Genomic DNA, 14,289 nt, shown 5'->3' on the forward strand with positions numbered 1-14,289 from the left:
ATCAAATATTTATCTAGTTGAATATACTATGAATCAAGAGAGCTTAATCAAAGTTGAAACACTAGAGGCAGAATCTACAGGGTATCTTTTTTTATCACATGATGAGAAAAAATCATTTGTCATAACATCTAAACATAGTATTTGTGACCAAAAAGATAATTGTGACCCTTACAAAAATAAAGAAGATGGCTGTTGTAGAACCTGCCCCAAAGAGTTCACTATGGAAAATATTCATTTATTACAGGAAGGGAGTCAAGAAAAACTAAGTATTAGTAAAATATTTTGTGATAAAAATAAAGATCTTACGATTATTGAGGTTAATGAAAGGGCTACTGATAAATTAATCATCAATGAAGAAATTTATACCGACTCATATATTGCAAGAGGTTTCAATGAGAAGGATAACGATTGGATTAATTTAGATTTAGATAAACCTAAAGATTTCGGATCTCTGATTTTTTATCGCCATTCAAGTTCAAATCCAAATTTAGTAGAAAAAAAAGATAATTTTAAAGGAATATCTGGTTCAGTCGTTTTCACTTATCATCAAGATCATTCTCAACAAATTGCAAAAGCAATAATTATTCATAATGAAAACCATAACGATTTTGGTGCAGAGAATCTTGAAAAACTAGACTTCGATTACATTAATACTTTTTTTGAATGTCATGTTTTTCATAGAAAAAAAGATATAGAAGTAGATGAACTAAGGTGTCTATTACAAAAGAACCAAGAATGGTTATTAGAATCATTTTCCAATAACAAAGCAGCAAAACATAGTTTTGGTCAATCTTTAGCTCCTAATGATCCAAATTTACCGAAATTATTACCTCGTGAAAGCCTAATTAATACAATTCATCATAATTTATTTTCAGAAGATATTAATTTCATACTAGGAAAAGAAGGTGTAGGTAAATCATGGGTTACTGCACAAAGTTGGTTACTTCTTGAGGATAAACCCTTACATGTTTTTTTGACTGCTCAAGATTTTAGCCAATTAAGCAAGAATGATTTAGAATCTTTTTTAATAAAAAAGATTCTTGAACAAACAAATGATGAAGAAAGTGAAATCGCCTTTAAAAAATGGTCAGAGAGGTTCAAAAGGTGGGAAATTGATTCAAATAAAACTGATATAAATCTATTAGTTACTATTGATGGAATAAACCAAAAACCTAATGTAGATTGGCCTCTTATTATCAATAAAATTTCGCATTTATTTGAAAAAAAGAAAGTAAAAATTTTAGTTACATCAAGGACCATTTTTTTTAATGAAAAAGTCAAAAGAAAAATTATAAATAATTATGGAACAGTAATAGTAACAGATTGGTCTGAAGACGAAAGAAACGAGATTTTAATCTCAAAGGGAATAAATCCTAGTTTACTTACAGATAGTGTAGCAGATTCTTTATTGAATCCCAGATTATTAAATATTTCTCTAAGTTTATTCGAAAAACAAAAAATTCAGAAAATTGATGAATTGGATGTCAATAGAATATTACTAGAACACATTAGACAAATGGAATCAGAGAATTATGAAGAAATATCATATTCTGAATTTTTAAAAAGCCTTCAAAATCACGCACAACAAATTATAAACAGATTGGTCAAGGATGAAAAAGATGATCTGAATCATTTCGAAGGAAATCTCAATGCTGTTGCTGAAGGTCGTTTTTTTGAAGTTGTGGAAGATGATCTTGATTCATATAAGTTAAGAGATGAAGGTTTATGTTTTTCACTAGGATTAGAAATCATTCTTCAACTAAATAGAATGAAGCGAAATGGTAAAAATCTGGATGATGGTTTAGCTAAAATTATTGAACCGATAAATGCATTAGATAAGACATCAGATATTATTATTTCTAGTCTTACAATATTGATATTTGAACCTAATTATTACTCTAGAGAGGTTCTTACGGCTTTAGTTTCATGTTTTGTTTCTCTGCAAAATACCGATGAGTCATACCTTGGTTATTTTGCTACGATTGTTGAAAGGAAAATTTCTGATTTTATAAATATTTTAGAAGAGTTATGTTTGAATGGTGGCAATCAACCAAATTACAATTGGATTGAAAAGTCGATTATTTGTATCCCACATACTTCACAATCTTGGCCATGTATCGAAGAGCAGATACAGAAATGGTTGAAATATTACTCATTATCACCAGAAAAAAAACTTTCATATTTTTCAAAAAAAGATGCTAATGATCGCCTAATTGCATTTGAAAAATATAAGATCGAAATTTCAGAGAAATTAAACAGACTATCAACAACTGAAAAAAGACTAATTACTCAATTAACTGAAAATGAAAAAGATATTGATACATTAGTTATTACGGCATTCCATATCTTAGCGGGAAAACCTTTAGCCAAATTTGCACCAGAATTTATTAAATGGAGCTTTAGTTGCAGTTTAAATTCAAGTTATAGCTCTCCAAATAAAGAATTTATTAATTTAATTCGATACAACCTTGTTGATTGGGAGAATACAAGGACTCAATTATTAAATGAAGCACAGATTTTAAACTCTTCAGATACTTCAGATATCGCAAAATGGGCTTATATTAGAGTGCTTTATTCAACAGGGGATTCTGAAGATGAAAATATTGCTGAAGAGATTATAAATAAACTTAGGCCTAATGCTCACTCAGGAGGATGGCGAAGAATTGAAGATTATTGTTCTACTGATCCGTGTGACCCGGAGTCATTTGAACCAGAAAATATTGTAAATACAACTAAAAAATGTGAAGAACTTGATGTTAATCAAATTTGGAATGATCTAAATCAGACTTCAGAAAGTCTTCTACTACATGATATTGAAACCGGGATGGCACGTTTTAGATCATCAGAAATTATATCTAAATATAGAAAACTGATTACTAATATTTTATGTCGAAAACAATATCCTTTACGATGTGGAGTAATAAATATAGATCAGCATAATGTTTTATTTACTAAAGAGCATATCGATAAATTATTAAATTTTCATAAATTAAATAAAGGGTTTGATATAATTGATGAACTATCTGAAAATGATAAAAATTTTGTTAACCAATTTTTAGTCATGATGTGTTTACCATATATTAAACCAATTCATCAGCTTGAAATTTTGTTGAATTTCAAAAAAGAAAATATGGTATTTATCAATCTTATAGAAATTATGACAGCTGTATCATCGAAAGAATTTAATCTTGTTCTTGATAGAAAATTATCAGAAAATCAAATTTTTAATTTACTTTGCTATGTAAACATTAAAAAATTAAAATTAAATATTAAGTTTCGGGAGATTTTAAAAGAAAATATACTGAGTCATAATTCATTTATAAGAACTGAGGTTTTTAAATCAATATTATTATATGAAGATATTGAATTGTTAAATATTTTTATTAATACTAATTGGTCAGTTAGTTCAACAGATAATAATCATGAATTATTTTATGGGTCATCATTATGGCTATTGTCAGCAAAGAACAATTTAATTGCTGAAGAAACTGCTATAATAAATATTGATCCTTGTGTATTCGGAGTTGCTAATAAATATCTTTCTAAGACAGGACTTAGAAAATTATCTTATACCATTGATTATATATTTAAAAGCATAATTGATACGAAAATTAATTTTCCAATTTTAGAAATATTTGAAAACTTATCATTACATGAAAGAAATGCTTCGATATTTTTAATTGATAGAAGAGAAAATAAAATTAACTTAGAAGAACACTTAAAGTTACTTTCTGAATCTGCTGGAGAGTTCGAAAAAAGACAGGAAGATCAAAAGTTAGAATTTAAAAATTATATAGATTATCTAAAATCTGAAGGTGCTAACATTCTCTTAAATGGCATGTTACCAGAAGAGTTTTCAACTATACTAAATTCAGCGCCAGAATTGAAAAATCAATGGTTTAATATTTTTTATAATTTATCAAAAAATTATATACCGCAATTTTATAACTTTATTTTACTACTAGCATCTGCTTATTCAAATAGTGATCCTCACAAATCTCAATTACTTTGGGATAAAATCAAAAATAGTGAATCTATTATAAATATAATAGTAGGTCCGGAAAAAATTCCACTAAAACAAATGTCAATTTGGGGTAGTAAAAATCAAGGTTTAAACTTATATCGATTTAGAATACTTGATCAAGCGCTTTCAGATGAAGAAATATATAGTCATGTTTTGGCAGCAATAGTAAATCATAATGAAGCTATTATTTATGATTATATTAATATTAAAATTAATTGCGTAGAACCATCTCAAATTGCTAGAGGAGTTCTAGTTGCTGGATGTTTAGATGAAAATTCTTTATCTCAAGAAATATTTGATAAATATAAGGATTATAAGGGGCTAATTGGGGAGGCTTACAACGCATCTTTATATATGTACGAAAGAAACATCTGGTCTAAATATTGGTTTAAACAAATGGTATCTACAGAAAATAATGAAGAATTTTGGAAAAATATGATTTTATTTACAAAAATTGTAGACTCTAGATTTTATACATGGAATGAATCTATTTTAAATAAAAATATTCTTTTCGATAGTTTTTATCAAAGTTTTACTAATGACATTAAAAACCGTTGTAAAAAATGGCAAAAAGAAAGAAGCAAAAAACTATTTGGTAGTGAACCTCCAAACTCTATCTACATTTATTCTGAATAGCCAGAATTTATAGTTTTTATTTAAAAATTATCCATAAATTACTAAATTTAAAAGATTTTTTAAATTGCTCTACTCATTGGTCAGTTCCGAACATATGTTTATCAAAGTTTAATTCATGTTGACAAACATCAAAAAACAAATAAAATTTTAATAATTTATCCTGAAATTAAATAAGATCATATGGGAGAGATTTTAAATATGTTAGAAAATGAAAAAAGAGAAGAACTTGGTAAACAAATGGTAGAAGATCTTATAGAGATTGCAAGATTGGAGCAAAGTCCAATTAAGCACTTTAAAGCTGATCAAAATGGAGTTTTTTGTGTGGTAGGAGTAGATTCTATAAGTCATGTTATTTTTAGAAAATAAGTCTCTTTTAATCAATTTTTTATATTTATTTGCTCAAATCTGAGCTGAATTTGTCTATCCTACAATATACTGAATATGGCAATCACTAGCTCTTATACGTACCATATAAGTCAGGTTTCAAGGGGGCAGGTCTAACAATATAGCTAATCATACAAAGCTTGGACAGTCCAATTTAAAATTATTATTTAATCAGCTCATTTTTAATTGTTTTACCTGTTTCGATGTGAGCAATTGGGTCACGCAATCTTTTTGCATTCTTAGGACTTTTAAGTAAATGTAAAGTTTCTTCATAGGCATTGAAATCATCTAAGCTAATCAATACAGCCGTTTGCTTATTCTGTCTAGTGACAAGTACTGGGGTATGGTCATCAATAACACTATCTAGTAAATGTTCTAGATTCTTCCGTAAATCATAATAGGTAACAACCTTCATTTATACACCTAAATTAATTAAGAATATTTGTACTTAATTAATTACAGAAAAGAGGTTTCATCAAAGTCTTTGGATACTATTTAATATATAGATTTAGTAAGAATGACTAGTACATTACTGAAATATGTAGTCAGCCCAAATGAAGTATCCCTTTATTTAGGGTGAAACATACATCTTTGTTTTGCTGACTAGTTTTTTAAACCATTACACACAGACTAGTGTTCGAGAAGTATAGGAGTCTTATGTCTACTCTCTATTAAGAGTAATAGCTCTTGCACCTCAATTTTGTATTGGTTACTTTTAAAACCTAATTTCAACATGAATTTTTGACAGTCTTTATTAGGACATTCAATGCTTAGAAAAGAATAACCAAACTTCTTGCCAAAGATGCACAACTCTTTGATTAATTTCGTACCAAAACCTTTTCTAGGAGTTTTAAATCCTAATCTTGCAACTATAATTGCTTTGTTTTGACTATTTTCATCGAAGTATCCTAACCTAAAGTAAAAATCATTATTAGGGTTGTGTACGGTAACTTTAATATTTACGCATTTACTTTCAGATGCAATGCCACTTATTCTTATAGATTTAGGTGCTAATCGTAGTACATTAACCATAAATTCTTTTAATAAATCTTCAAATGCAAGCATTTCATCCTTTTTTATAACAAGAGTCTCAGCATAATTTAGCATTAAAGTTTCCTTGGGTAGTAAATCTATTTAAATGAAAGGTATTTTTTGAGGAGGTGAGGAGCTAATAGATGATCTACTTTCAAATTCGTTCTTAGTTTTACTTCTTCAATGATATCTATAAGTGTTTCTGTATTCTGATGAAGTTGTGATTCCAAATCATCAATTTGTATGCGTAGATTTTTATTCGTATCAGTAAGAGCCTGTCTAGTTTTTTTATTCACATAAAGTTGTTGTTCCTTATTCTTTAGATTTAGTGGTGAAATCTGCTCAGATACATACAAAGATATAAGCTTCCTCCGTTCAGCAGAACTCAAAGTACTTAGCCCACCTGATATATACCCCTTAGCCGTTAGCCGACTATGAAGAGCCTTGTGCGAAATGGGAGATTTCTCAAAACCTTCAACCAACATAATTTGTAATTCTTGTTCGATGACTTCATCCAGTTGTTTACCACGTAACATATCAGGCTCCCTTAGACTCAATTTTTTGTTGTTCAATAGCGAAAAGTTCACTTAATGTGCTTGGTAATTTAGAGATCGCATCTCCATAATGAAAAATGGGAATAGGAGTTAAACTATTTTGCCTATTAAATGCTTTAGTTTTTAAGTCAGTTAAATAGAGTATTTTTTGACGTAAATTTTCATGCATTTCTTTATAGGATAAATCTTGGACAACAGTTTGTTCTATATGTGCAAACTCATCGTGTAATTTATTCAGAATGTATTCTAGAGCTTCTAATTCACCTTTCCGTCCAGTTAAAGCAAAGTTTCCACATTGTTCACCTGATTGACATGCAAGACGCTTAGGGCAATCGTGTACAGCGACTTCACGCATACAACCACCGAAAGGTAAAGGATGCAAACAAGCATGGCGTTGAACTAATGCGTTGGCTAATGATTGATCTTCTTTAACTAATTCATTAAATGATTCTGCGATATCTTGAAAATATTCATCAAAGAAAGATTCCTTTACATAACTCGCTACTTCATTTTTCGAGTCAAATGTTTGTAAATTCATCTTTAAATTATTTTCTAGATCCAATTTTTCTGAAAAGTACATTAATCCATCATGTTTAATAGAATCAATTGGATAGTCTAGCTTGAGTTCTTGTTTATCATTCTCATAAAGTACCAATTCATGTTTTTCCAGCAAACTAGCTGTGGCTTTACGTTGCTTTAATGCTAAATGTTGATAATACTGATTTTGCTTAATGTCTATACGTCCCATCAGCATTGCTTGTAAATGTTCAGATAATCCGCTTAAAGCAAGGAAAGTATTAATATTATGCCGTGGTAGATGGCTTGTTAATGATGTATGTTCTTTATCATTTTCCATTAAATTATATTTAACAAATACAGAAATATTCGAACTTTTACCATTTCTCGAACCTAAAAAATTATTTAAAATAACCACAGATAAAGGAATAATATTTGTAATATGAGAAAAATTTCTTTTTAGTGTAGTTGATTTATACTCATGAATGAATAATAAATCCTCGTATTTCAAATTCTCCATCTTGCCTTCATAGTTAAATATATGGGAGAGTGGACAATCTGAAGAATAATTGGGTGTTAGTGATATAATAAAATTATTAATATCTTTTTTTAAATAAAATGTTTTTATTCTTTCTTCCTTAACTCTCTTAAAAATAGGTACTTTATTTAATGAGGTTAGAACTACAAAACGCTGTGCCGCTATACCACTTTTCTCAGTATACCCACTGTATTCATTTTTAGCCCTTAATCTAAAAACCGTTCCTATTAAATCATCTAATTCAATATAATCGGCTCCAATCTCATCTATTGCCTTGGGTAAAAAATTAATACATTTTTTTGATCTTAAATATCTAATATATTCTCTGTATTCTTTTGTAAGTTCTAAAACAGATTGAAATATTTTTTCTACCAAATTTACAGCCAAAGGCTCAACCCAATGAATCCGGAAACCTGAGCCTTTTGCACCATGATATTGAATACCGAGAGTATATTGTTTAATGCCATCTAGAGTTACATGTTTTTTAGTTACTGGATCAATTATAGGTTGTTTGATTAAAGCATCAGTTTTTAGAAGTAGTGCTTCTGTTGAGCGTAAACCTGTTATAATAAGTAAAAGTAAAAGATTCAGTACAATTTTTTCACCATTTGTTTCACATAAATTGATTAGCGAAACAATATTTAAAAAAGTCTGAATAGAAATCAACTTTTCTTTGTTTAATTCATCTTCATCTAGTTCTAATTGTTCTATTAGGGCCTTTGTTTTTCTAGCATTAGGGGTTCTATTTTGTGGGTTTAAGTATAAAAATTTTTTAGAGAATTCTAATGGTTTTTCAGTAAAACCATAATGGTTTAGCATTTGCTGTAATCTAAGATATGTACCCGCATGGTCGGGAAGATTCGTTTTACTTGAATTTTCAGCTAATATTTTAAATGATTTTTCTAACGTGAGCGTTGATAAATAGCAGGGATGGGGGTTTTCTATATTGTTTTCATATAATATATTATACCAACGCTTAAGAATAAGAACCTCTGCATATAATTTCTGTGGTGATGTTTGTGAGTTAGCTTTTCTATAACTAAGAACCATCACTGCTTTCATAAATTCTTGATATTTTATATCTATTGAAAAGTCATCTATTCCTTTCAATCTTTTCCCTGTCGGAAAGGAAAATCTTGTTTTTCCACTTCGTGAAAGCAACCACCCTGAACCAATTTCTCCTCCGGACCATTCAGGGTCATCCCATGACCATTTAAAGTTTTTTTGAATATTTTCATCAAAAAATTTTTTCTGTTCGTTTATAAAAGTCTTATACTTTTCAAGATTCATCAAATGCCATCCTTCTGTATTTTACAACGAACAATTACTGATTCAATTTCAAATTTTGTTGATTCATGGACTCTAATTAATGGATTTCTTGAAACGCCTATACCATCGGATAATCTAATCAGATCATTAATTTCACATTGAATACTTTCTAAAACATTAGTGTGGTTAGCATCAATAAAAGGGTGAAAATATATACATCCATAGCAGTTGCGCACAGGTTGAAATAGGCATTTATCATTGTAAGAACAGCCACCGATGTCATAATGAATTTTATGGCCAATATTGCCCATTACTTTTTTGTGTTTCCATTCTTGTTTATAAACCAAACGTCCAGTAAGTAACATAGCAATCATGTGTTTATATAAAGAATTTCTACCTAAAGCTTGGGCCCTAATTTGTGCTAATTGGGGTGTAGAGAAAATATAATGCCTTGCTGTCACGACTGATGAGTGACCTAAGATATATGCTATTTCTTCAGCTGAAGAGCCAGCCATAGCTAGACTATAACCAACATGATGTCTAAAGTCTGAAAATGAGTATTTTTGTCTAATCATTTCTCCAGCTAAAACAGCATCTCGATATGATTTTGGCGAAAAAGCAAATAATTGAGTGTTAATAGCCTTCGAGCAGAAACGAGCTGCATTTTCGCCCATATCAAATAATTTTTCATCTGGATATAAGTTAAACCTTTCTATATATGAAAGAATAATTTCAGCAATTTCTTCTGGTAGCTTTACAGCTATTTTCTCATGTACATATCTTGCTTGTTTTGCATAGGGAATTAGTACACTATAGCGATGGAATTGATCTATCGTACGTGTAGTGTCTACTTTTATATCTTGTACCGATAATTTAGTTAATTGAACAGGTCTAAGACCAGTTACATACACTAAACCAAGTATTGATGAGTAAAGTAGTTCTTGATTATCAATACTTTGAAAATTATCTTTAATACCTTGGTTTAACTTAATAAAACCTTGTTGAATCATTGAAATTAAAGGGTAATCTATCGTATCTTCATATTCCTGATAGAATAAATTTGAATTAAAAGATTTAGGTCTAGGAATAAACTCAAGTTCAAAATCATCTTCAATATCAAAGTTAGGAAAGTCTTCTAAAATTAAAAGTCTCAGCAAAAATTTTATATGAGCATAAGTATTCTGATGATTTTCTTGGAGGGCAATTTCTATCAATAATTTTTTTAAATTTTCATAATTTAAATGTAAATTTCTATTTTTTAGATAATTAATTAAAAAGTTAAAAGAATAGATTTTTCTACTCAAAAAAGATGGTGTATTTTTTTGAACAAAGGCTATCAGAAAAAATTTAGCTAAAGTTGTTTCATTTTCAGAAAAAATTGAGAAATCTAATTTTTCTGTCTGACCAGAATAATAAAATTTCCAAATATTATTTGTAGAATTGATGAACTTATCGTCAAATTTATCTGCAATTAAAAATTTAACAACTTTTGGTATTTTTTTATCTAGATCCTGAAGAGCTATCATCTGACGATCATTAAAAACCGATACAGAATGTTGTTCTTGAGAATCTTCAAAAAGGTCAAATTGCTCCATTACTTATTATTCCCATAATTCTTGTGATATACGTTGTAAATTTATAAAATTGGCACTATCAACAATGAATCGTTTTGCATAGTAATTTGGCATTATACTGTTAGCACTCCAACCACCCAAGACACGTAGATCTTCTAGTGCTTTTTGCATAATTTCATCATTACTTTGATTTAAGGTATATTTACTGTCGTTTCGATATTTTTTTACAGCAAAAGCCAAAGTCATATATGCCCATGTATGACGACATACATGTGGGGTTAACTTCTGAATCGAATCGATATTTATATCATCAAAATATATAGGATGTAAGGTCCTAAAGGTTTGTTCTATTATATTAAAAATTGCGTTAATGGATGAGTAGCTCAGTGGAGAGTAGGGAGGTTTCAGTGATGTAAACAAGATATCTGAATCATTAAAATTCCTTATTTTTTCTATGTACAGCCTCAAAAACTTATAATCCATACAATCTAGTTTTATAACTCTATAAGATTGCTCGTTTTTTATGCTAGGTTTTCTCTGTCTGGAATCATGTTCATCATCCGTATTAGTTATTATGAGACTATATGAGTCAGAATTAAGGGATTTTTTTATTGATCTTTTTGTGAGAAGCATTAGTTCACCAACCCGTAAACCGTAGTTCATCATAAGATGAACAATGAGAAAATTACGAAGTTGATGTGATTTTGTTGAGAATGGATTATCTAGATTAATATTAGTAGCCTGGTCTGGACGAATAATTTTATAAAGCATAACCGCCATTTCTTGGGTTAAACTTTTAAAGCTATGATTAATTTCACTTTTTACAGTTATACTACGTTTAGAAAACTTACTAAAATTCCTTTTTTTATTAAGTAAAAACAAATCTATTTTTTTTCTACGATTAGTTAACTCTTTGATTGTAATATCTTGATAGCGTACATTCCAATATTCATCTAAAAGATATGTGAAATACTTAAACAATGACCTCAAACGTTGTGTAATAGTCATATAGTTAACATCAATATTTGATCGTAATCGAATCAAATTTACTTCTAACTTTTTATTATTTTCTAAGAAAACAATGAAGTTATCAATTTCATTCAAAAAAATTTCAGGCTCATACTGGGACGATAAAAATGTTTCACAAAAAGAAGTCGAATATTTCTGATACCAAAATTCATACCAAAATTTTAGTGCCAGCAGATCCGACTGTTGTGTCGCAAAACTTTGAAATCTCAATACTACCGTAGAATAGAGTAAAGGATAGAGGCAAGGCAATGTTGTTGAAGTATCAAACAACAGAACTATACGATTTTGATTTGAATACTTTTTTGAAAGTTTAATTGTTTTTACGACAAACATTCTCAGTACCAAGAACTTTATGAAGTAAATAGAATATAAACATAAGTTAGATGAATGTGAAATATTATTTTATATAAGTGTTTGATTTTAGGTTAAGTAAAGAGGTCTATGAACTTAAAGTATCTTGAACTCAATTTAACATAATATACATTATGCGTCATGCTTCATATTTAAGCATTTGATAATATTAAGATTTTGATTATGGTGTTTTCTTTTCTTCTAACTGTAACGCCTTACCATCACCACTAGTACGATAAAAAATGTTACTGTCCATTGATGACAACGTCACTGGAATAAAGATTTTTTTATTCAAATAACACTTATAAAACTCAACTAAATGATGATGTTCTTCATCAAATTTAACTGCCTGTGAACATGGCACCATTTGCTCAAGTCCACGACTAAACTTCTTTAACTCTAAAGCTAAACGAATATTCATTATGCCTTTATCTCAAATACATGTGCTTCTTTAAATAATTTTTAATGATGTCGCGTTTAAACACTGCTACGCTTTTCTCTAACTCATATCTCTAATTAATATTGTTCTGTCTTAAAAAGTCGGACATATTTAAATTGTAGTTAGAAAAATACATTTCACTCCTCAATATATTAGAAAAGTGTGATGAGTTTCAATATATTTGCGGTGCGTAATAATTTTTAATAAATAAAGCGTAATTAATTTATAATAAAGTTAAATTAGTCACATTTTAAATAAAATTGGTATCTTATTACTCTGTAGTAATTTTGCAATATAAATATTAGAGGTAAAATAATAAATTACATATTTATTAAATATTTAATCATATATCATATGATGTTTTTATGTTACTCTGTTTTTTTGTTAATCTTTTATTTTTAAAATTATATAAATATCAATAAGTTGTATTAATTATATTTGTTTTTAAATAATTAAAGGATTAATGTTATTTAAGAATTCTAACTATTACATTATTTAAAATGGTTAATGTGATTTATATCACATGAAAATTAATAATTTTTCTTGATTTAAACTTAATGATTGTTTTTGAATTAAAAATATTGTATCAAATATATATAAACTATTTTATAAATAGGTATATAAAATGAAAAATAATATTTTTAAACTTTTTATTCTGATGGTGCTTTCCACTTCCCCATTATTTTGTTATGCAAATAACACAATAATGATAAGAGGAAATATTGTTGAAGATACATGCTCAACACAGCATAGCGAGATAGAATGTGTTGATGTAAACAATTTAAATATTAAACTTGATAGTGAATATTTAAATAAAAATAGTCTTTCTAACCTAGCTCAACATACTGAGAAAATGGACACTAGCATTGAAAGTATAGGTTCTAATCGCAAAGTGGTGGTTATTAATTATCACTAATATCCAAACTTATTATTGAAATAAGTTTGAGAAAGAGTGATTTGTCGAATTCATCGCATGTTTTGATGAATTGATTGATGAATCACTCTTTTTTCATAAAAAATGACTATTTTTATGTTTTTTCTGTATGCATATACAGAATTTATTCTATATAATTGTATTCTAAGAATTTAAGCTTATTTTTCACATAATTTGTTTAATTCTTTTCTACTTACATCGTATTCTTATGTAAATTGCTTCTGTTCATAGCTTTTCTTTTTCTCTTTTTCATAAAACAAAAAAACTTTCAAAAACAATGATGTGTGTTATTAATGGGTGGTCTGTGTCCCAAATAAAAAGCATGGATCAATTAAAATTATTAAAAAATAATGTGATCTGGTTTGCATTTTGTTTGAGAAGTGTTAATATCGCCGCATTACTTTTCAAGATGTCAAACACTGGAAAAGTAAGGAAATAAACTTTTATCCAGACTTTTGAGAAAACACTATGAAAAAACTTGCTTTGATCGCTGCTCTTTCGGTTGTAGGGATTGCGAATGCTCAAGCTGCTGATGGTACAATTACAATTAATGGTTTAGTTACAGACAAAACTTGTGACATCGTTACTCCAGCTGGTAAAGACTTCACAGTTACTCTTCCAACTGTTTCTAAGCAAACTTTAGCTGTTGCTGGGGATGTTGCTGGTCGTACTCCTTTCCAAATTAAATTAGCTAACTGTTCTGAAGGTAAAGTAGCTACTTACTTCGAACCAGGTGCTAACGTTGACTTTAATACTGGTCGCTTACTTAACAAAGACGCTACTGGTGCTAAAAACGTTAACGTTCAACTTTTAGGTAGCAACAACAACTTCATCCCAGTTCTTGCTGCTGGTGCGAACGGTGCTCAAGCTAACTCACAATGGGTTGACGTAGCTGCAGCTGGTAGCGCAGACCTTAACTACTATGCTGAATACTATGCAACTGGCGCTTCTACTGCTGGTAAAGTAAATACTTCTGTTCAATACACAATTATCTATCAATAATTAATTG

Annotated in this window: 11 protein-coding genes; 4 read left to right on the forward strand and 7 right to left on the reverse strand. The window is 28.9% G+C overall.

The genetic code is table 11. The features are described from left to right. Positions 1-28 precede the first annotated feature (28 nt). Together MKX14_RS04450 and MKX14_RS04455 are read left to right on the forward strand one after the other, a co-directional pair. On the forward strand, positions 29-4,660 hold the full coding sequence (locus tag MKX14_RS04450) for a hypothetical protein (protein WP_169329353.1): 4,632 nt from the start codon (positions 29-31) through the stop codon (positions 4,658-4,660). Positions 4,661-4,858: 198 nt separating this feature from the next. Next, entirely contained in the window at positions 4,859-5,026 is a 168-nt protein-coding gene (locus tag MKX14_RS04455) for a hypothetical protein (protein WP_162897182.1), read from the forward strand. A 181-nt stretch (positions 5,027-5,207) separates the two neighbouring features. Here MKX14_RS04455 and MKX14_RS04460 read toward each other — a convergent pair whose 3' ends face one another. From MKX14_RS04460 to MKX14_RS04490, 7 genes are all read right to left on the reverse strand, one after another. Next, complete coding sequence (locus tag MKX14_RS04460) at positions 5,208-5,459, reverse strand: type II toxin-antitoxin system Phd/YefM family antitoxin (protein ID WP_086384379.1); 252 nt, start codon at positions 5,457-5,459, stop codon at positions 5,208-5,210. 215 nt (positions 5,460-5,674) lie between these two features. After that, on the reverse strand, positions 5,675-6,151 hold the full coding sequence (locus MKX14_RS04465) for a GNAT family N-acetyltransferase (RefSeq protein ID WP_086384380.1): 477 nt from the start codon (positions 6,149-6,151) through the stop codon (positions 5,675-5,677). A 23-nt stretch (positions 6,152-6,174) separates the two neighbouring features. Continuing rightward, positions 6,175-6,612, reverse strand: a complete 438-nt coding sequence (locus tag MKX14_RS04470) for a hypothetical protein (RefSeq protein ID WP_017897999.1) — start codon at positions 6,610-6,612, stop codon at positions 6,175-6,177. 1 nt (position 6,613) lies between these two features. Continuing rightward, on the reverse strand, positions 6,614-8,974 hold the full coding sequence (locus MKX14_RS04475; protein WP_169329354.1) for a hypothetical protein: 2,361 nt from the start codon (positions 8,972-8,974) through the stop codon (positions 6,614-6,616). Then, complete coding sequence (locus MKX14_RS04480; RefSeq protein WP_169329355.1) at positions 8,974-10,548, reverse strand: site-specific integrase; 1,575 nt, start codon at positions 10,546-10,548, stop codon at positions 8,974-8,976. The genes MKX14_RS04475 and MKX14_RS04480 overlap by 1 nt, the downstream gene beginning before the upstream one ends. Before the next feature lie 6 nt (positions 10,549-10,554). Continuing rightward, positions 10,555-11,889, reverse strand: coding sequence for a site-specific integrase (locus MKX14_RS04485; protein ID WP_169329356.1), 1,335 nt, complete (start codon positions 11,887-11,889; stop codon positions 10,555-10,557). Between the two features lie 199 nt (positions 11,890-12,088). Continuing rightward, the gene (locus tag MKX14_RS04490; protein ID WP_240281873.1) at positions 12,089-12,328 is read right to left on the reverse strand and encodes a hypothetical protein; all 240 of its coding nucleotides are present in this window, start codon (positions 12,326-12,328) and stop codon (positions 12,089-12,091) included. Between the two features lie 643 nt (positions 12,329-12,971). On the opposite strand from MKX14_RS04490, the gene MKX14_RS04495 reads away from it, so the two are divergent. Together MKX14_RS04495 and pilin are read left to right on the forward strand one after the other, a co-directional pair. After that, positions 12,972-13,262 carry a hypothetical protein gene (locus tag MKX14_RS04495; RefSeq protein WP_046813622.1) on the forward strand — a complete coding sequence of 97 codons (291 nt, stop codon included), beginning with the start codon at positions 12,972-12,974 and terminating at the stop codon, positions 13,260-13,262. Positions 13,263-13,748: 486 nt separating this feature from the next. Continuing rightward, entirely contained in the window at positions 13,749-14,282 is a 534-nt protein-coding gene (pilin, locus tag MKX14_RS04500) for a fimbrial protein (protein WP_000731817.1), read from the forward strand. Positions 14,283-14,289: the final 7 nt, after the last annotated feature.

The sequence above is a fragment of the Acinetobacter pittii genome, assembly GCF_022449185.1.
Classification (GTDB): Bacteria; Pseudomonadota; Gammaproteobacteria; order Pseudomonadales; family Moraxellaceae; genus Acinetobacter; species Acinetobacter pittii_I.

Coding starts and splice junctions, on each gene's coding strand:
- MKX14_RS04480 (WP_169329355.1), bottom strand. CDS start 10,548: ATGGAGCAATTTGACCTTTTTGAAGATTCTCAAGAACAACATTCTGTA.
- MKX14_RS04465 (WP_086384380.1), bottom strand. CDS start 6,151: ATGCTAAATTATGCTGAGACTCTTGTTATAAAAAAGGATGAAATGCTT.
- MKX14_RS04475 (WP_169329354.1), bottom strand. CDS start 8,974: ATGAATCTTGAAAAGTATAAGACTTTTATAAACGAACAGAAAAAATTT.
- MKX14_RS04470 (WP_017897999.1), bottom strand. CDS start 6,612: ATGTTACGTGGTAAACAACTGGATGAAGTCATCGAACAAGAATTACAA.
- pilin (WP_000731817.1), top strand. CDS start 13,749: ATGAAAAAACTTGCTTTGATCGCTGCTCTTTCGGTTGTAGGGATTGCG.
- MKX14_RS04495 (WP_046813622.1), top strand. CDS start 12,972: ATGAAAAATAATATTTTTAAACTTTTTATTCTGATGGTGCTTTCCACT.
- MKX14_RS04455 (WP_162897182.1), top strand. CDS start 4,859: ATGTTAGAAAATGAAAAAAGAGAAGAACTTGGTAAACAAATGGTAGAA.
- MKX14_RS04490 (WP_240281873.1), bottom strand. CDS start 12,328: ATGAATATTCGTTTAGCTTTAGAGTTAAAGAAGTTTAGTCGTGGACTT.
- MKX14_RS04450 (WP_169329353.1), top strand. CDS start 29: ATGAATCAAGAGAGCTTAATCAAAGTTGAAACACTAGAGGCAGAATCT.
- MKX14_RS04460 (WP_086384379.1), bottom strand. CDS start 5,459: ATGAAGGTTGTTACCTATTATGATTTACGGAAGAATCTAGAACATTTA.
- MKX14_RS04485 (WP_169329356.1), bottom strand. CDS start 11,889: ATGTTTGTCGTAAAAACAATTAAACTTTCAAAAAAGTATTCAAATCAA.